16 protein-coding genes and 1 pseudogene are annotated in these 17,669 nt (G+C 41.0%); 4 read left to right on the plus strand and 13 right to left on the minus strand.

Annotated features, from left to right (window positions below):
- Positions 1–47: 47 nt before the first annotated feature.
- Genes K1I67_RS04995 through K1I67_RS05005 form a run of 3 tightly spaced genes read right to left on the minus strand, consistent with a single transcriptional unit; the run spans position 48 to position 3,057 of the window.
- Entirely contained in the window at positions 48–2,270 is a 2,223-nt protein-coding gene (locus tag K1I67_RS04995) for a heavy metal translocating P-type ATPase (protein ID WP_223339088.1), read from the minus strand.
- Between the two features lie 9 nt (positions 2,271–2,279).
- Positions 2,280–2,651 (minus strand): cupredoxin domain-containing protein, encoded by a 372-nt coding sequence (locus K1I67_RS05000; protein ID WP_223339089.1) that lies wholly within the window; start codon positions 2,649–2,651, stop codon positions 2,280–2,282.
- A gap of 10 nt (positions 2,652–2,661) precedes the next feature.
- Positions 2,662–3,057, minus strand: a complete 396-nt coding sequence (locus tag K1I67_RS05005; RefSeq protein WP_223339090.1) for a CopY/TcrY family copper transport repressor — start codon at positions 3,055–3,057, stop codon at positions 2,662–2,664.
- 207 nt (positions 3,058–3,264) lie between these two features.
- Between K1I67_RS05005 and K1I67_RS05010 the strand changes: the two genes are divergently transcribed.
- Genes K1I67_RS05010 through K1I67_RS05025 form a run of 4 tightly spaced genes read left to right on the plus strand, consistent with a single transcriptional unit; the run spans position 3,265 to position 6,226 of the window.
- Positions 3,265–3,945: an amino acid ABC transporter permease gene (locus K1I67_RS05010; RefSeq protein WP_000384100.1), complete on the plus strand. Its 681-nt coding sequence runs from the start codon at positions 3,265–3,267 to the stop codon at positions 3,943–3,945.
- Positions 3,905–4,582 carry an amino acid ABC transporter permease gene (locus tag K1I67_RS05015; RefSeq protein WP_045763229.1) on the plus strand — a complete coding sequence of 226 codons (678 nt, stop codon included), beginning with the start codon at positions 3,905–3,907 and terminating at the stop codon, positions 4,580–4,582. Before K1I67_RS05010 ends, K1I67_RS05015 begins: the two co-directional genes overlap by 41 nt.
- The gene (locus K1I67_RS05020; RefSeq protein ID WP_000005002.1) at positions 4,583–5,341 is read left to right on the plus strand and encodes an amino acid ABC transporter ATP-binding protein; all 759 of its coding nucleotides are present in this window, start codon (positions 4,583–4,585) and stop codon (positions 5,339–5,341) included.
- 18 nt (positions 5,342–5,359) lie between these two features.
- Complete coding sequence (locus tag K1I67_RS05025; protein WP_223339091.1) at positions 5,360–6,226, plus strand: cysteine ABC transporter substrate-binding protein; 867 nt, start codon at positions 5,360–5,362, stop codon at positions 6,224–6,226.
- Positions 6,227–6,393: 167 nt separating this feature from the next.
- On the opposite strand, the gene pyrE is transcribed toward K1I67_RS05025, so the two are convergent.
- From pyrE to K1I67_RS09960, 10 genes and pseudogenes are all read right to left on the minus strand, one after another.
- Positions 6,394–7,026 (minus strand): orotate phosphoribosyltransferase, encoded by a 633-nt coding sequence (pyrE, locus tag K1I67_RS05030; RefSeq protein ID WP_000170888.1) that lies wholly within the window; start codon positions 7,024–7,026, stop codon positions 6,394–6,396.
- A gap of 31 nt (positions 7,027–7,057) precedes the next feature.
- The gene (gene pyrF, locus K1I67_RS05035; protein ID WP_223339092.1) at positions 7,058–7,759 is read right to left on the minus strand and encodes an orotidine-5'-phosphate decarboxylase; all 702 of its coding nucleotides are present in this window, start codon (positions 7,757–7,759) and stop codon (positions 7,058–7,060) included.
- Between the two features lie 241 nt (positions 7,760–8,000).
- The gene (locus K1I67_RS05040; RefSeq protein ID WP_223339093.1) at positions 8,001–9,287 is read right to left on the minus strand and encodes a cell division protein FtsQ/DivIB; all 1,287 of its coding nucleotides are present in this window, start codon (positions 9,285–9,287) and stop codon (positions 8,001–8,003) included.
- Positions 9,288–9,296: 9 nt separating this feature from the next.
- A complete protein-coding gene (locus K1I67_RS05045) occupies positions 9,297–10,355 on the minus strand; it encodes a UDP-N-acetylglucosamine--N-acetylmuramyl-(pentapeptide) pyrophosphoryl-undecaprenol N-acetylglucosamine transferase (protein WP_223339094.1) in 1,059 nt (352 codons plus the stop codon).
- Between the two features lies 1 nt (position 10,356).
- Positions 10,357–11,709, minus strand: a complete 1,353-nt coding sequence (gene murD / locus K1I67_RS05050) for a UDP-N-acetylmuramoyl-L-alanine--D-glutamate ligase (RefSeq protein ID WP_223339095.1) — start codon at positions 11,707–11,709, stop codon at positions 10,357–10,359.
- 95 nt (positions 11,710–11,804) lie between these two features.
- Positions 11,805–14,510 carry an ABC transporter permease gene (locus K1I67_RS05055; protein ID WP_223339096.1) on the minus strand — a complete coding sequence of 902 codons (2,706 nt, stop codon included), beginning with the start codon at positions 14,508–14,510 and terminating at the stop codon, positions 11,805–11,807.
- A gap of 1 nt (position 14,511) precedes the next feature.
- Positions 14,512–15,213: an ABC transporter ATP-binding protein gene (locus K1I67_RS05060; protein WP_223339097.1), complete on the minus strand. Its 702-nt coding sequence runs from the start codon at positions 15,211–15,213 to the stop codon at positions 14,512–14,514.
- A 205-nt stretch (positions 15,214–15,418) separates the two neighbouring features.
- Positions 15,419–16,603, minus strand: coding sequence for a hypothetical protein (locus K1I67_RS05065; protein ID WP_223339098.1), 1,185 nt, complete (start codon positions 16,601–16,603; stop codon positions 15,419–15,421).
- 3 nt (positions 16,604–16,606) lie between these two features.
- A complete protein-coding gene (locus K1I67_RS05070; protein ID WP_223339099.1) occupies positions 16,607–17,194 on the minus strand; it encodes an ABC transporter ATP-binding protein in 588 nt (195 codons plus the stop codon).
- Between the two features lie 32 nt (positions 17,195–17,226).
- Positions 17,227–17,415, minus strand: a pseudogene (locus tag K1I67_RS09960) (hypothetical protein).
- Between the last annotated feature and the right edge of the window lie 254 nt (positions 17,416–17,669).

A 17,669-nucleotide genomic window follows, 5' to 3' on the forward strand; every position in this document is an offset into this window, starting at 1 on the left:
ACGGCAAGGTGAAGCTGACGTGGTTTGAATTTGATTTTCGAAGAGTATTAATCGACTTTAGTAAAATTAAGCATAAGAGAGCTGATTAGAACAGAGACTGAACTAAAGGCCATAGCCAATCCTGCAAGTTCTGGATTGAGTACTAAACCAAGTCCTGAAAAAACTCCTGCTGCAATCGGAATACCAATGAGGTTATAGATAGAAGCCCAGAAAAGATTGAGTAGAATACGATTAAAGGTCTTCTTACTCATATCAAAAGCACGTGCCAATCCTAGTAAATTGTTGGTTGTAAGGACAAGATCTGCTGATTCGATAGCAATATCTGTCCCAGAGCCCATGGCAATTCCGACATCGGCTACACTGAGGGCCGGTGCATCATTGATACCATCTCCAACAAAGGCCAATTTGCCATTCTTTTGAAGCTTGTGAATTTCATGTGCCTTTTCCTCTGGCAAGACATTTGCAATCACTTCTTCGATCCCAATTTGCTCTGCAATTGCATGGGCTACTCCAGCATTATCTCCAGTAAGCATGACCGTTCTAAGGCTACGTTTTTTCAATTTGGCAATAGCTTCTCGAGCATTTTCCTTAGGGACATCCTGCAAGGCAATTAAGCCTTTTAACTCACCATCCACGGATAGGAAGACAACTGTTTTTGCTTCTTTCTCAAGCAAATCAAATCGTTCTTGATAATCATGTGGAATAGCAAGGTCAGCTAAGAGCTTAGCATTCCCCAGCAAGACTTGCTTACCATTAATAATCCCAGTCACACCTTTTCCATGCAAGGCTTGGAAGTTTTCCACGGGATAAAGACTGATTCCTAATTCAGATGCACGATTAACAATAGCTTGAGCTAGCGGGTGTTGAGATACATCTTCCAGTGAAGCAGCCAAACTTAGCACTTCTCCTTCATCGCCGATAACATCTGTCACTACTGGCTTCCCTTCGGTCAAGGTTCCTGTCTTATCAAAAACAACCGTTTGGACTTTTTGGATTTCCTGTAGAACTGTACCATTTTTGAGAAGGATCCCCATCTTGGCACTTCGTCCTGTTCCAACCATGAGTGCTGTCGGTGTCGCAAGTCCAAGAGCACAAGGGCAGGCAATAATCAAGACTGCAACACCATAGAGAAGCGACGTTACAAAACTTTCACCAAGAAAAACAAACCAGATCCAAAAAGTAAGGAGTCCTAAAATGACAACTGCTGGTACAAAAATCCCAGAAATCTTGTCTGTCAAATCTTGAATAGGAGCACGACTGGTTTGCGCTTTTTTCACAAAGTCCACAATCTGAGCCAACATAGTCTCAGAACCAACTTTTTCAGCTCTAAAGATGATCGTACCACTATTATTGATAGTTGACCCAATAACAGCATCTCCAACTGATTTATCGACTGGAATACTTTCCCCAGTCACCATTGACTCATCAATACTCGTTTCACCTTCTAACACAGTCCCATCAACGGCAATTTTTTCACCTGGTCGAACGCGAATGAGATCTCCAACTTTGACCTGTTCTAGAGGAATTTGAACATAAACATCATCACGCAAAACTTCCGCTGTTTTTGCTTGTAAGTCTAATAATTTTTCGACTGCCTGTGAAGCATTTTTGCGCATGCGTTCTTCAAATACTGCACCTAAGAGAACGAAGAAGAGGATAAATCCTGCACTCTCAAAATAAACCGGTAAGCCTGCAAAGAGGGCAAATAAACTATAGACATAGGCTACCAAGGTTCCTAGGGCTACCAAGGTATCCATGTTAGCATTGTGTTTTTTAAAGCTAGCCCAAGCACTTCTAATATAAGGAACTCCAGCTACCAGCATAATGGGTGTCGTAGCTAAGAAAGTTCCCCAGTGCATGACTGGGTGACTGATACTGCCAGTCATCATGCCAATCATGAGGAGGACTAATGGTAGGGTAAAGATGCTGGTAATCCAAAAACGTTGTAACAGACTGAGAGATTTTTTAGTTTTTTCAACAACAGTGTAGGTTCCCTTTTGCATCTTCATGCCACATGAAAATTCATGTTCACCTAACTCTTGAGGAGTAAAGCGAATAACTTTTTCCTCATCTTGGGCGATTGGTTCTAGAATCCCTTCTTCTTCGAAGAGAATCTCTTTATAACAGTTTGATGGTGTTACACGATGAAAGGTAATCTCAGCAGGAATTCCTTTTTGTAGTTGAATATGGGCTGGATGATAGCCTTTTTCTGCAGTGATACGGATTTTTTGAACACCATTTTCAATACTTGCTTTCACAATTTCTGTCATATTGCTCTCCTATTCTACAATCATCTTACCGTGCATCATGTTCATGCCACAAGAGAATCCATATTCACCTGCTTTTTCAGGAGTAATTTCAACCACATATTGGTCTCCCATAGGCAGATCAGCATGCACACCAAAGTCTGGAAATACGATTTGATCCAAGCAAGGTGAAGGATCTTTTCGATCAAAAATAATGCGAGCTGGTTGCGATTTTTTGAGGATAATGGTTCCTGGAGTATAGCCCCCCATGACTTCCACTCGAATTTCTTGATAGCCATTTTTTTGTTGGGCTCTCTTTCCGTCTTCTTGAGGTTTTTGGAAAAACCAAAAGAGGATAAAAGCAATCATTCCTAGAACAATAATAGATACAAATAGATTTAACATAGCATCTCCTTTACATACAATTACATTTTACTTCTGTTACAGCACTTGCTTTTTTCTTTGAAATCACTTCTTCCAAGCCTTCCAAGTCAGCTAGGGTAAAGTCACATTCTTCAATCAAATCGGCAAGTAAGAGCTTTATTCTGCGGGAACAAAGCTTGTCTTTGATATCCTGAACCATTAAACCTCTACTGTCGTCTAGAGTTAAAATGGCCGAATAGACAAAGGATTTGCCCTGCTTATACCGAGTCAAACATTCTTTCTCCACCAAACGGGCTAAGAGCGTCTGGATCGTGGACTTGGACCAACTAAACCTTTTCTCTAATACTTTGATAAGATCGGTACTAGTCTGCTCTCCCTGCATCCAGATAATCTTCATAACTTGCCATTCTGCGTCCGAAATCTGCATTGCTATCCCTCCGAAATCTACATTTGTCAATTATAAAGATAAGTATACTCTTAAAATCTACATTTGTCAACTAAATTTCCTAAAAATTTTAAAATTTCCCTTTCCAATAGATTTTGTCTATCATTGTGATAAAAAATACATATTATCCAAAGCTCTCTTTTAATGCTACAATAACTGTATCATTTTCCTAGATGGGAGGTTCTACTTTTGGATTGGTCCATTGTTGAACAATATCTACCACTCTATCAAAAGGCATTCTTTCTGACCTTGCATATTGCAGTTTGGGGAATTCTAGGTTCTTTTTTGCTGGGGCTCATCGTCAGCGTCATCCGGCATTACCGCCTTCCTGTTTTCTCCCAGTTGGCAACAGCCTATATCGAACTTTCACGAAATACACCCCTTTTGATACAACTTTTCTTTCTCTACTTCGGTCTACCTCGAATAGGGATTGTTCTTTCTTCAGAAGTCTGTGCAACAGTCGGGCTCATCTTTTTAGGTGGTTCCTACATGGCAGAATCCTTCCGAAGCGGGCTAGAAGCAGTCAGTCAAACCCAACATGAAATTGGTTTAGCCATTGGGCTTACTCCATTTCAGGTTTTTCGCTACGTGGTTCTGCCACAAGCGACAGCGGTTGCTCTACCATCCTTTAGTGCCAATGTTATTTTCCTCATCAAGGAAACTTCTGTCTTCTCAGCAGTTGCCCTTGCTGACCTTATGTATGTTGCTAAGGATTTGATAGGACTCTACTATGAGACAGATATTGCGTTAGCTATGTTGGTGGTTGCTTACCTTATCATGCTTCTACCTATTTCACTAGTTTTTAGTTGGATAGAAAGGAGGCTCCGTCATGCAGGATTCGGGAATGCAAGTACTCTTTCAGGGAAATAATCTCCTGAGAATCTTACAGGGATTGGGCGTCACGATTGGGATTTCTATCCTGTCTGTCCTCTTATCCATGATTTTCGGAACGGTTATGGGAATTATCATGACCTCTCATTCTAGAGTGATTCGCTTCTTGACACGCTTCTATCTAGAATTTATCCGGATCATGCCCCAGCTGGTGCTCCTTTTTATCGTTTACTTTGGCCTAGCTCGAAACTTTAATATCAATATCTCTGGTGAGACTTCTGCTATTATCGTTTTCACCCTCTGGGGAACAGCTGAGATGGGTGACTTGGTCCGTGGAGCTATCACTTCCCTACCGAAACATCAGTTTGAGAGCGGTCAAGCGCTAGGCTTGACCAAGTTCCAACTCTACTACTACATCATCATCCCTCAGGTCTTGAGAAGACTGCTACCACAAGCCATCAACCTTGTCACTCGGATGATTAAAACGACTTCCTTGGTTGTTTTGATTGGAGTTGTTGAAGTTACCAAGGTTGGACAACAAATCATCGATAGCAATCGTTTGACCATCCCAACTGCTTCCTTTTGGATCTATGGAACCATCTTAGTCTTGTATTTCGCAGTCTGCTTCCCTATTTCCAAACTATCCACTCATCTAGAAAAACATTGGAGGAACTAAATGTCTGAAACTATTTTAGAAATCAAGGAACTAAAAAAATCCTTCGGAGACAATCCTATCCTCCAAGGACTTTCCCTAGATATTAAAAAGGGGGAAGTGGTTGTCATCCTAGGACCATCTGGTTGTGGGAAAAGCACCCTCCTTCGCTGTCTCAATGGATTAGAAACTATCCAAGGCGGAGATATCCTGCTGGATGGCCAGTCCATCGTTGAAAATAAAAAAGATTTTCACCTAGTTCGTCAAAAGATTGGTATGGTCTTTCAAAGTTACGAACTCTTTCCTCACTTAGATGTCCTTCAAAACCTTATCTTAGGACCTATCAAGGCTCAAGGACGTGACAAGAAAGAAGTAACACAAGAAGCCTTACAGTTACTAGAACGTGTAGGATTGTTGGATAAACAACATAGCTTTGCTCGCCAATTATCCGGCGGACAAAAGCAACGGGTAGCGATTGTTCGTGCCCTTCTCATGCATCCAGAAATTATCCTCTTTGACGAGGTGACTGCTTCACTGGATCCAGAAATGGTGCGTGAGGTTCTGGAACTGATCAATGACTTGGCACAGGAAGGGCGCACTATGATTCTGGTAACCCATGAAATGCAGTTTGCCCAAGCTATTGCGGATCGTATCATCTTCCTTGACCAAGGGAAGATTGCTGAAGAAGGAACGGCTCAAGAATTCTTCACAAATCCACAAACCAAACGAGCACAAGAATTTTTAAATGTCTTTGACTTTAGCCAGTTTGGCTCATATCTATAATGAATAAAGGAGATTATTATGAAACTACTCAAACCAATTCTAACTGTTTTTGCTCTAGCATTTGCGCTTATCTTCGTCACAGCTTGTAGTTCAGGCGGAAGCTCTGATGCTTCATCTACAAAGGCAACTGCCAAGGCTCGCACCATTGATGAAATTAAAAAGAGTGGTGAACTTCGAATCGCGGTATTTGGAGACAAAAAACCATTTGGTTATGTTGACAACGACGGTTCTTACCAAGGTTACGATATCGAACTAGGGAATCAATTAGCACAAGACCTTGGTGTAAAGGTCAAATACGTTTCTGTCGATGCTGCCAACCGTGCTGAATACTTGATTTCAAACAAGGTTGATATCACCCTGGCTAACTTTACAGTTACTGACGAACGTAAGAAACAAGTTGACTTTGCCCTTCCTTACATGAAAGTTTCTCTCGGTGTTGTGTCACCAAAAGATAAAGTCATCAAGGACGTTAAAGAACTTGAAGGCAAAACCTTGATTGTTACAAAAGGAACGACTGCTGAAACTTACTTTGAGAAAAATCACCCAGAAGTAAAACTTCAAAAATACGACCAATATAGCGATGCCTACCAAGCCCTTCTTGATGGACGTGGAGATGCCTTCTCTACTGACAATACTGAAGTTCTAGCTTGGGCGCTTGAAAACAAAGGATATGAAGTAGGAATTACTTCTCTTGGTAATCCAGATACTATTGCACCAGCAGTTCAAAAAGGTAACCAAGAACTGCTTGACTACATCAACCAAGAAATCGAAAAATTAGGAAAAGAAAACTTCTTCCACAAGGCTTATGAAAAAACACTTCACCCAACTTACGGTGATGCTGCTAAAGCAGATGACCTGGTTGTTGAAGGCGGAAAAGTCGACTAATACTCTTCGAAAATATCTTCAAACCACGTCAGCGTCGCCTTGCCGTACTCAAGTACAGCCTGCGGCTAGCTTCCTAGTTTGCTCTTTGATTTTCATTGAGTATAACATCCAATAAAATCACAAAAAGAAATCAGGTAATCCTAGCGACTACCTGATTTTTATATACCTTAAGCATTTTGCCAATTTTCTTGGTCTTCTTTAAATCGTTTTAGGAGGTCAAGTCCTTCTGGTGTGATATAGCCTTCTTCTTGGGCTAAGTGAATGAGCTCGCTGTAGTTTGAAAGTGTTACTAGTTTGACACCAGCATCTGCAAAGTTCTTATCCGCTTTTGGCAATTGATAGCTGAAGATAGCCACGACACCAAGAACATCTGCTCCTTCACGTTTGGCAGCTGCCACTGCTTCGAGAACTGAACCACCCGTTGAAATCAAATCTTCAACAACGACCATCTTTTGTCCTTGGGCTACACGGCCTTCGATTTGATTTCCAGCACCGTGATCTTTTGGTTTGCTACGGATATAGGCAAATGGCAAGTTCATCTTGTCAGCGATAATGGCACCATGCGGAATACCTGCAGTCGCTGTTCCTGCAATCACTTCTACTTCTGGGAATTCTGCCTTGATGGCTTCCACAAAGCCATTTTCAATCAAGCTACGCGTTTCTGGGTAAGCAAGCGTCACTCGGTTGTCCGTATAAATCGGTGACTTAATGCCTGATGCCCAAGTAAAGGGCTCTTCTGGCTTGAGGTAAACGGCTTGAATTTTCAATAGATGGCTAGCAATGTCTTTAGCAAGTGTCATGGGGTTCTCCTTTGTATTTTTAAACAGTTTCTTATTTCCAGTCTCGTGTCCATTCATCCTTGATAGCATGATAAGCTGCTACTGGATCAGTGGCCTGAGTGATTGGTCTTCCAACTACGATATAGTCACTACCAATCTGATAGGCATCTGCTGGTGTCATGACTCGTTTTTGGTCTCCAACAGCGGCTCCAGCTGGTCGAATACCTGGTGTCAGGCAGATAAAATCTTGACTAGTCGCTTCTTTAATGAGTTTCACTTCTTGAGCCGAGCAAACCACTCCATCTAAACCAGCTTCAGCAGTTTTCTTAGCATAGTGAATGACAGATTCTTGAAGACTGGTTTGGATATTTTGAAAGTCTCTCATCTGCTCTTCAGAGGTTGATGTCAACTGAGTGACAGCAATCAGCTTTGCTTCTTTTCCAAGACCTTCACGCGCAGCTTTCATCATCTCTACGCCACCTGCCGCATGAACATTGGTCATGTCAACTCCCAAATTAGACAAGACCTTCATGGCTGATTTGACCGTATTGGGAATATCATGGAGTTTGAGATCCAGAAAGACACTATGTCCCAAGCCTTTCAAATAACGGACAACTTCAGGACCTTCGGAATAGTAGAGCTCCATTCCAACTTTAACATAAAGTTTTTCCTCTTCTGGAAATAGGGCTAAAAATTCCTTGACTGCCTCAAAACTTGGAAAATCAAGAGCAATAACCGGACGAGATTCGCGCATACTTTTCTCCTTTTACCTTTGTGAGCTAGAGAGCATGAAAAAAGGAACCTGCCTACAGCAAGGTTCCACGAAAAATGGGTAGAATCCACCCTTTCACCGTCTAACCTTAGCTGCCTCTCTGGACTGCTTTAAAGGTTTTTTACTATTCTATTATTTAAAGCGGGACTTGTCAAGTAAAAACTAGTATCCGAAGAACTTTAAAGCCAAGACTCACAATCAAGCCGATAGAATGTTCTCAAGTTTATCGACTCTGTGATTGTTGAGTTGTTTGGTTTTGATTCCCTTGCTCTTCTTGTTTTTTCTTTTCTTCTTCCAGCTTTTTCTTTTCCTCTTCTTTGGCTTTGATTCTGGCATCTTCTAAAGCCTTATCTGCCAGGCTATAACTATAAATCCCAACTTCCATATCAATACCGCTCGGAACTGTTAATTGGGGCTTAATCTTGCTATAGTAAGGCAATTTTTTGCCTAGTTCTGATAAGGGAACCAAAATCTCATCCGTATCATACATGGTAATCTTGAGTAGATCACTCGTTACACTAGTTGGAGCCAATTCAATCGTTTTGATAGCCTGCTTAATCTCTGGAGAAACTTCAGCAAGTTGTCCAATTAAGGTCTTGACTTGCTGCTCATCGTTAAACAGTACAGACATATAGGTTTCTGGAAGACTGACTAGACTAACTGAACTAGTTTCCACCGTACCACTAGAAAGAATCGGATAATGATCCTCTCCTGAAACATAATAGGCTACAATCCCGTACTCCTTGACCTGGATGGTGAAATTTGTCGGGAATTGATAGTGAATGCTAGCAGATTCAATCCAGTGATTAGACTTAATCATCTCAGCATGTTTGTCTTTATTGAGGAGTAGACCAAAGGTATAGTCACTATCACGAATCCTTGAAGCCTCTTTGATTTGGTCTGCATTGGTCTCTACAGTACCAGTAACCTCTATGTTTTTCAAAGTTGAGTATGGCGTCAAGAGATAGATGGAAAAGAACAAGACAAGCAAACTTGGGATTAGAATCGTAACAGCACGCCAGATATGAACACTTGGAATAGAAGGCTTAGCAATCTTTTTCTTAGACTTAGATCTCTTTTCTTCTACTTTTGTTTCATTAGACGTTTCTTCAGATTTTTCATCCTCTTCTTCTACTTGTTCTGGTTCAGTAGTTTCCTCCTCATTCTCAGGAGAGGACTGGTCTTCTGCACTCTCCTTCTGCTCTTCAGGATTAGAATCTGAGGTCTCTTCTGCCTCAGTATCTTCAGATAAGTCTGACTCTTGTTCTTCCTTTGTCTCTTCTTCAGCCTTTTTGCGCAGATATTCACGGTTCTGCTTCTGCCACTCTGATAAGGTGGCTTCTTCTTCTAGAGCTTTTGCCGCTTCTTTTTTATTGGTATCTGCTTGGGCCTTTTCTTTGGCTAGTTGGGCCTCTTCTTCAGCTTTTTTTTTAAGATATTCTTGATTTCGTTTTTGCCACTCTGACAATTCCTTGCCTTGAGTTGGCTCTTGTTTCTTATCCTTTGACATCGATTTTCCTTATGATAGTTCTTTTTTTAGTAGCGCATAAAAATCCGCCACAGATTTTAATTCATGAGAATTCTTCATCGTGCTCTGGTAGTCTTCTTTGTGAGTCAAAAGCTTGCTTACCTTTTCTTCTAAAGTAGACAAGGTCAAATCGCTCTCTTGCAACTCCTCAGCATAGCCTTTTTTTACAAAGTAAGCTGCATTTTCAATCTGGTCTCCACGGCTGGCTTCACGCCCTAGAGGGACAATGACATGCAATTTAGCCATGGCAAGAAGTTCAAAAATAGTATTGGCACCACCACGAGTGATGACTACATCAGCCATATTCATGAGCGGTTGATAGAGTTCAGTCACGTAGTCAACACGGTAGAGGTTTGAACTTAGTTCATTTAAGCTAGCATCCCCTGTTAGGTTGATGATATTATAACGACTAGACAGCTCTTCCTTGTGGTCTGTAACTAATTGGTTAAAGACACGCGCACCAGCAGAACCTCCGACGAAAAGAAGAGTTGGTAGCTTATCATTGAAAGAAGTTCGGATATCCACCATTTCTTCAGGTTCTTCCATAATTGGACCAGAAATCTTAGTCACAGCTCCAACGTGCTCTACCTTAGTGAGACTAGACGCTTGTTCAAAAGTAGAGTACATCTTGGTCGCAAACTTATAAGCGATTTTATTGGCCAAGCCCATAGAGAGGTCAGACTCGTGGATAAAGACTGGTACTCTACATACTCGTGCCGCGATAACAGGCGGAACAGATACAAATCCACCCTTAGAAAAGAGGGCTTGTGGACGAAGACGGAGCATGATAAAGAGCGATTGAAGAATTCCAAAAGCAACCTTAAAGACGTCAACCATGTTTTGCCATGAGAAATATCGACGTAATTTCCCTGTAGCAATAGAATGGAAGGTGACATCTAAACCTGACTTGAGAATTTCATGATGCTCAATTCCGTTCTTATCACCAATATAGTGGACTTCCCAGCCATCTTCGATGAACTTGGGCATTAACAAAAGGTTGAGGGTGACGTGTCCAACTGTTCCCCCACCTGTAAATACTATCTTTTTCATATTATCCTTTTAGCTCCTCAACTGTAGCAAGGAAAAGATCTCCACGTACTTCAAAGTTAGCATACATATCCCAGCTTGCGTTAGCAGGACTGAGGAGAACGACATCACCCTCTTCTGCAAGTTCATAAGCCTTGCAAGTTGCATCAGCAATATCTGTCGCGTCGACATAGGCTACACCTGCCTTATCTGCCGCACGCTTCACACGCTTTGCAGACTGACCGAGGATGACCATTTTCTTAAGTCCTGTAATATCCGGAACCAACTCGTCAAACTCATTGCCACGGTCTAAACCACCCGCAATCAAGATAACCTTGCTATTGTCAAATCCAGACAAGGCTTTTTGAGTGGCTAAGATATTGGTCGACTTGCTATCATTATAGAATTTTACACCCTTGATTTCATCAACATACTGGAGACGGTGCTTAACACCACCAAAGGCTGACAAGGTTTCCTTGATGGTTTCATTGTCAACACCACGAAGTTTAGCAACGGCAATGGTTGCAAGAGCATTTTCCACATTGTGGCTACCTGGAACACCGATTTCATCAGCTGCCATAACCTTCTCACCACGGAAGTAGAGAAGACCATCTTCAAGATAGGCTCCATCAACCTTTTCAAGTGTTGAGAATGGTACTACAGTCGCGTTTGTCTTTGTCGCAAGTTCTTTACCCAATTCCTGGTTGAAGTTCAAGACAAGGTAATCAGCTGCCGTCATATTGCTTTGGATATTCCACTTAGCTTCGACATAAGCTTCAAAAGAACCGTGATAGTCAATATGTGTTGGCATAAGGTTCGTGATAACGGCAATCTCTGGATGGAATTCTTGGATGCCCATCAATTGGAAAGATGATAACTCCATGACAAGGGTATCCTTATGAGTCGCTGTTTGAGCCACTTGACTAGCAGGAAAACCGATATTACCAGACAAAAGTCCATTTTGGCCTGCAGCAGTCAGAACTTCTCCAATCATGGTTGTAGTCGTTGTCTTCCCATTTGAACCAGTAATACCAACGATTGGTGCATCGGAAATCAAGTAGGCCAACTCAACCTCAGTTAAGACTGGAATGCCTTTTTCTAGTGCTTTTTCAATCATCGGATTGCTATAAGGAATTCCTGGATTTTTTACCATGAGGGCGAAATCTTCATCCAACAATTCCAAAGGATGGCCGCCAGTGACAACCTTGATTCCCTCTTCCAAAAGGCTCTGAGCTGCTGGATTTTCCTCAAAAGGCTTACCATCATTAACTGTCACAATGGCACCTAACTTGTCTAAAAGACGAGCTGCAGATTCACCAGATTTAGCCAAACCTAGAACTAATACTTTCTTATTTTCAAATTGATCAATTCGTTTCATATCTAGAACTCCATTTCTACTCTTACTATTTTACCATTTTTATGAAAATAAAAAAGCCACAAAGGGCTTTCTTATTTGTTTTTATCCTCTACCAACTATTCTACGGACTTGAGGGCTTCTAACATATCCACCTTTCGGAGATAATGATTGACAAAAACTCCTAGGATGGTCAAAATGACACTGACGGCTAGAACTGGGATGAGATAAATTTCCCAGCCGACCTTTGGTTGAAAACGGAAGGTGCCGGGTGCGATCATCTGAATGAGAAATTGATGGAGATAATATCCTGAGACCAAACCTACAATCATTCCAACCAGTGACAGTATGATGGTCTCACGATAGATATAAAGTGTCACTTCTTTGTTATGAAAACCAAGAACCTTGATAGTTGAGAGTTCCCGAATCCGTTCAGCAACATTGATATTTGTGAGATTATAGAGAATTACAATGGCGAGTAACACCGATACCAGCACCAAAATCGCCATGGTATGATTCAGAGAATTTGCAAAACTTTCAAAGAGTTGAATGGTTGAGGCATTTTGAACGAGGCCACTGACAGCAGCTAGATCCATAAATTCTCCTGCGACGGTTTCAGTATTGACTTCACTTTTATCCTTGAGTTGGACCAGATAAGTATTCATCTTGGGAGCTTGACCATAAATTTCCTCATAGGTCGCCTGATTCATATAAATAAAATGGCCCACATAGTGCTCGGTAATGGCTCCAACCTTAAAGGTTTTTCCATCTATTGTAAAGTTGTCACCAAGGGAAACTCCTGCCAACTGGGCTAATTTTTCAGTCAAGACAACTCCGTTAGATAAGCTCAGCTTTTCCCCATTTTTTTCTAAATGGACAAAGGGAGCTAGATCATCTTGATCCGTTACCATCATGGTCACTGTCTGAATTCCTGCCTTGCCAGTATACTTTTCTTCCAGCTGCTTGGAAGAAATCAATCGATAGCTTTCAACTTCATCACTCTGCAATTTTTCTTCTAGCTTTGCCTTATCAGAATCTGAAGCTCGAGAATTGACAGAGAGAATCATCTGATATTGTTGCAGATCCTTAAACTGCCTGTCAGCAACTCCTACCACAGAGGATTGAATACCAAGCCCTGCAAAGAGGAGAGCTACTGAACCTGCAACCCCCAAAATGGTCATCAGCATGCGTTGTTTGTAACGGAAAATATTGCGGGCAGTTACCTTTTGGGTAAAGTTCAAATGAGACCAGATAAAGGTTATCCGCTCCAAGAAAATCTTTGAGCCCTTGACTGGCGGCTTGGGTAGTAATAATTGTGCTGCTTCTTCATGTAATTCTCTACGAGATACAAGGTAAGCAGGTAGGACACTTGCCACTAAGCTTAGCCCCAGAGCTAAACAACTATAGGTCCAGTAGAAATACTGCTGACTCTCTCCAACAATCATCCGCACAGTGATGATATGCGAAATAGTAGGTGCTAGGATGTAGTGACCAATCAGAATTCCTAGTAGGGTGCCTAGAGTACCAGCAACTAGACCGTAAATTACAAACTTAGCAATGATATCCTTGCTATGGTAGCCTAGTGCTTTGAAAATCCCTGCATTGGTCCTTTCCTCGTCTACAAATCGTGTCATGGTGGTAAAGGTAACCATGGCTGCTACGGCATAGAGAACAACTGGGAAGATATTCCCTACGGCACGAATACTCATGGCCGAGTTACTATACATGAGATAACCTTGACCAGTAGGAGAACTCTTTCGATTGTAGACATGATAGCTTGGCTCTGTCAGAGCATTGACCTCATCCTGACTGGTCTGCCACTTAGCCTTTTCCTTAGTAAGATCTGTTTCGGCTTGGCTCAGCTTTTCCTTTTCTTGCTTTAGTTGGTCTTTTGCTTCTTCTAACTGACTAGTGGCTTGACTTTTTTGTGGTTCTGGTAGTTGGCTTACTTGATTTTCTTGAGCTTGTAGACGCGTTTCAATTTCTTGCAGGCGTTTCTTGCCAGCTGTCAAGTTGGTCTCTGCCTCGTCTAGTTGTTTCTTGCCTTCATCAAGGGACTCTTGGGCATCCTTCTTCATTTTCTCTAGCCGCGCTTGTCCATTATCAGCAACTAGTTCCTTTAAAGTCTCCTCTTCTTCCTCTAGCTTCTTTTCGTAATCACTAGAAAAAGGATTGACATCTGTTAGGCTAGCAAAACGCAGGCGGGCAATCGTGTAAACAGAGCTCTTAAAATTTTCTTCAGTTACAACACCATATGCTGCTAAGTTCCCATTACCACTGGCTGAACTCCCCATATCTGATTTTGAAAAAATATCTGGAGAGTGGATAAAGCCTGTAATGGTATAGCTATCTCGCTTCAACTGAGAATTACTGCCCTTTTTTTGACTCAAATGAATGACTTGACCAATCTGATAGCGATCTTTCCAAAAGTCCGCCAAGGCTAGTTCATCTTCTTGCTCAGGCAAACGCCCTTGGGTCACCTCAAATTTTGAAATTTTATCAGTATTTGAAAAGATTCGTATGGCATCTTCACTATTTGCCAGAGTCAAATCTGTCATATAACCAAATTCAACATCTGCTCCCGTATGGTTTTGCAATTCTTCTTGGTCTGCCTGATCAAGCCCATAATCTCCTATGACGGTCACATCTGCCGTATTAGTATCTTTCAGATAAGCCCAAGCTGTTCGCTCCATATTGGGACTGGCTACTTTTAGACCAACCACGGCTAAAGAACCTAACATCATCAGAGTTAGGATGGATATAAACCGTCCCTTTGAACCTGTGAAAGACTGGAGCAGGTCTTTCCAATATGTCTTTCTTTTCATCTCAGTACTCCAAATCATCAATATCCTGTGGTTGAGGATTGAGGACAACACTCTTGACACTGGCATCATGCATCTGAATCACCCGATCAGCTATAGGAGCTAGAGAAGCGTTATGGGTCACGATGATAACGGTGGTTCCTTTTTTGCGTGACATATCTTGAAGAATCTTTAGAACCTGCTTACCAGTCTGGTAGTCCAAAGCTCCCGTTGGTTCATCACAAAGGAGAATTTTAGGATTTTTAGCCACTGCTCGGGCAATGGAGACCCGTTGTTGCTCACCACCTGATAGCTGGGCTGGAAAATTATTAAGACGGTGTCCTAATCCTACATCCTTGAGAACCTGTTCTGGATCCAAGGCATCTGAGACTATTTCTGATGCCAGCTCGACATTTTCCTTAGCAGTCAAGTTAGAAACCAGGTTGTAAAATTGAAAGACAAAGCCAACATCATCTCTCCGATAGTTTGTTCTCTGATGAGATGTATAGTTAGAAATGTTAGTCCCATCAACCCAAACTTGCCCTTCATCATTTGTATCCATCCCACCTAGAATATTCAAAACTGTTGACTTTCCTGCTCCAGATGAACCAAGGATAATGACCAGTTCTCCCTTTTCAATCTCGAAGTTGACATCGCGATTTGCTACAATTTCTGTATCACCAGTATGATACCTCTTATAGCTATTTTTCATTTCAATATAAGCCATCCTATCTCCTCCTCTTCTATCCCTATTTTCATCTTTATTATAACTCTTTTGATAGCAAAAAAGCCATCTAATGATGACTTTTTTTGGCTCATATTTTGAGAGTCTCCTGAGATTCGTTTCCCCTCATTTTTCATAGCTAACAATGATTCGGATGTTCTTCTTATTCTTGATTGCATGAAGTAGTTATCAAGTGGAAATAGGAAAACTAACACCTATTTAACATACTCTTTTTTCGTGAATTTCCCAAACTTTCGATAAATAGAATTCCCAATAGCAAAAGAATTATCGTGCAAGGCAGTAAGACCACCCCCATGCCCCAATTTAGATTGACATTATCAATCTGCTTAGGTAATCTTCCAGACAAAATCTCCACTGAACGTAAGTAAGTAAAGGGAATCAGATGGGCAATCCTCTGAAGAGGCTGAATGGTTTGGATGCCAAACAATAAGCCAACTATCCCAATTAAGGAAATAAAGAGGACAGGCATTTTTTGCTTAAAAAAGTATGCAATCAAGTAGACGACTTCCACAATAACGATAAAAGCCAAGAAAGTTAAGAGCAAGCTAGGAAATAACACATCTTGTATCGTTCCGATAGTTACCTCTTGATTCGTTAAGCTATAGAATGGGTATGGATAATCTAACTGTCCAAAACCACTTATCAGACTTCCCACTAGAAAAGAAAATCCGCTGATTCCGATAAACAGCACAGTTACATAACCCACTCCAACTCCAAGAGAGGATATTGCAAATGTCACTTTTGAAAAAGGATATAATTGAGCTGTATCCAGATGATTTTGATATCTTTCTGCGAACAGTTGCGTTAGCATAAAAATAATAGCAACCACAAACAAGGTTGGGATGATAGCCTCTAAAATCCAGACAATCTGATCAATCCCGTGGGTCGGAAACTCCAAAGTATGTGCTTTTATGTTCAAGGGATACAGGGCTTGGTAAGTCTTTCGTTCGCGGTCAACCGCCATTTTTAAGTCAGAACTAGCAGTCAGTTCCTTTGATAAAATTTCATAACTCTTCTCTACATCTTGCCACTGCAAATAGTAGGCTTCTTTCCAGCGCCCTTCCTTTAATAAAGTCAGAATTTCTGTCTTTTGAGTCAAATGATTTTTTTGCGAGTCTAAATTTTCTTTAGCAAACTGGTATTCCTCCGAGCTGGTGTCAGATATTTGGGAGAGTTTCTCTTCATATTCATTGATGACTCTCTCATTTTTTACAAGACGGGTTTCCAACTCGCTCTCCAAGCTGACGGAGTTTGCAGTCTGACTATTTAAATAAAAGGTAACACCGAGTCCAGATACAAATAAAGCTAAGATAATCCAGTTTAAGCGACTTTTGAAAACTTTTTTTAATAAAAATAGACTAACATCTTTCATAAACTAAACCTCTTCTATTTGCCCCTGATGAATGGTTACTACTCTATCGCAGACATCAACCAACTCTTCCTTATAGTGGGAACTTAAAAGAACCAGCTGTTCTTGTCTATCGATTTGTACTAGCCTATCAAAAAACTTCTGTCGATAATACTCATCTAAGCCATTTGTAATCTCATCCATAAGCCAGCATTTCGCCTGACTGAGGAAATACATGGCAATCACCAAGCGTTGCTTCATGCCTAAGGAATACTTGCGAATGGGAAGACTGATATAATCAGACATTTCCCAATAGGCAATTTCATCCCTCAAGTTCAGACCTGACTTCCAGATGTTTTTGATAAGACGAAGGTAGTCCATCCCACTTAAGTTTCCATCCAGCCATTCAATACTCTCATAATAAAATAAAGAAGGAGGGGCTGCAATATTTCCACTACTTATAGGAATTAAATTGCTAATGGCGCGGAAAAGTGTCGTCTTTCCAGAACCATTGATAGCAAGAATACCATAAATCCTACCCTTTTCAAAGGTGAAATCTACATCTTGTAAAATGATTTGTCGCGTTTTTAAGGTAACATGAGTAAGCCTTAACATATCAAACCCTCCTTTTTCTCACTCTTTAACGATTAAAAGTCTCCGCTGTAGTAGTTTATAACCTCATAACGATAGAAATTCCAGCCAGAACCTACTTTATATTCACCGTAGCTGTCATAACGAGACCACGACGGGATATTAAAAGATTAGTGGTCGTGATAGTTGGTACTATACTCCCAAACCGTATTCCAATCATACCGATAATTTTTAGTGACTGTCACAACAGATACACCGGATTGAAAAGACTAATTGATAACAAACTAGCTAATATAACGACTTTGACTGACTTTTCATATTTTTCATTGCATTTATATCATTACTGTTGGAAACGCTTTAATTATATCATTTTTTTATTTGTTATGCAACAGCTCCCTATTTATTTTAATAATATATAACACTTCCCCAATTGTCAAGTCAAGTGCAACAAAGTTGTTCCTCTGATTAAGCGAGTATCTTTCAAGCTGTTTGAGCTGAC

It is taken from the genome of Streptococcus infantis (assembly GCF_019929575.1).
Classification (GTDB): Bacteria; Bacillota; Bacilli; order Lactobacillales; family Streptococcaceae; genus Streptococcus; species Streptococcus infantis_L.

What these genes read in the sequence shown, in the direction of transcription:
- K1I67_RS04995 (WP_223339088.1), bottom strand. Translation starts at nt 2,270, where the DNA reads ATGACAGAAATTGTGAAAGCAAGTATTGAAAATGGTGTTCAAAAAATC.
- K1I67_RS05000 (WP_223339089.1), bottom strand. Translation starts at nt 2,651, where the DNA reads ATGTTAAATCTATTTGTATCTATTATTGTTCTAGGAATGATTGCTTTT.
- K1I67_RS05005 (WP_223339090.1), bottom strand. Translation starts at nt 3,057, where the DNA reads ATGCAGATTTCGGACGCAGAATGGCAAGTTATGAAGATTATCTGGATG.
- K1I67_RS05015 (WP_045763229.1), top strand. Translation starts at nt 3,905, where the DNA reads ATGCAGGATTCGGGAATGCAAGTACTCTTTCAGGGAAATAATCTCCTG.
- K1I67_RS05020 (WP_000005002.1), top strand. Translation starts at nt 4,583, where the DNA reads ATGTCTGAAACTATTTTAGAAATCAAGGAACTAAAAAAATCCTTCGGA.
- K1I67_RS05025 (WP_223339091.1), top strand. Translation starts at nt 5,360, where the DNA reads ATGAAACTACTCAAACCAATTCTAACTGTTTTTGCTCTAGCATTTGCG.
- pyrE (WP_000170888.1), bottom strand. Translation starts at nt 7,026, where the DNA reads ATGACACTTGCTAAAGACATTGCTAGCCATCTATTGAAAATTCAAGCC.
- pyrF (WP_223339092.1), bottom strand. Translation starts at nt 7,759, where the DNA reads ATGCGCGAATCTCGTCCGGTTATTGCTCTTGATTTTCCAAGTTTTGAG.
- K1I67_RS05040 (WP_223339093.1), bottom strand. Translation starts at nt 9,287, where the DNA reads ATGTCAAAGGATAAGAAACAAGAGCCAACTCAAGGCAAGGAATTGTCA.
- K1I67_RS05045 (WP_223339094.1), bottom strand. Translation starts at nt 10,355, where the DNA reads ATGAAAAAGATAGTATTTACAGGTGGGGGAACAGTTGGACACGTCACC.
- murD (WP_223339095.1), bottom strand. Translation starts at nt 11,709, where the DNA reads ATGAAACGAATTGATCAATTTGAAAATAAGAAAGTATTAGTTCTAGGT.
- K1I67_RS05055 (WP_223339096.1), bottom strand. Translation starts at nt 14,510, where the DNA reads ATGAAAAGAAAGACATATTGGAAAGACCTGCTCCAGTCTTTCACAGGT.
- K1I67_RS05060 (WP_223339097.1), bottom strand. Translation starts at nt 15,213, where the DNA reads ATGGCTTATATTGAAATGAAAAATAGCTATAAGAGGTATCATACTGGT.
- K1I67_RS05065 (WP_223339098.1), bottom strand. Translation starts at nt 16,603, where the DNA reads ATGAAAGATGTTAGTCTATTTTTATTAAAAAAAGTTTTCAAAAGTCGC.
- K1I67_RS05070 (WP_223339099.1), bottom strand. Translation starts at nt 17,194, where the DNA reads ATGTTAAGGCTTACTCATGTTACCTTAAAAACGCGACAAATCATTTTA.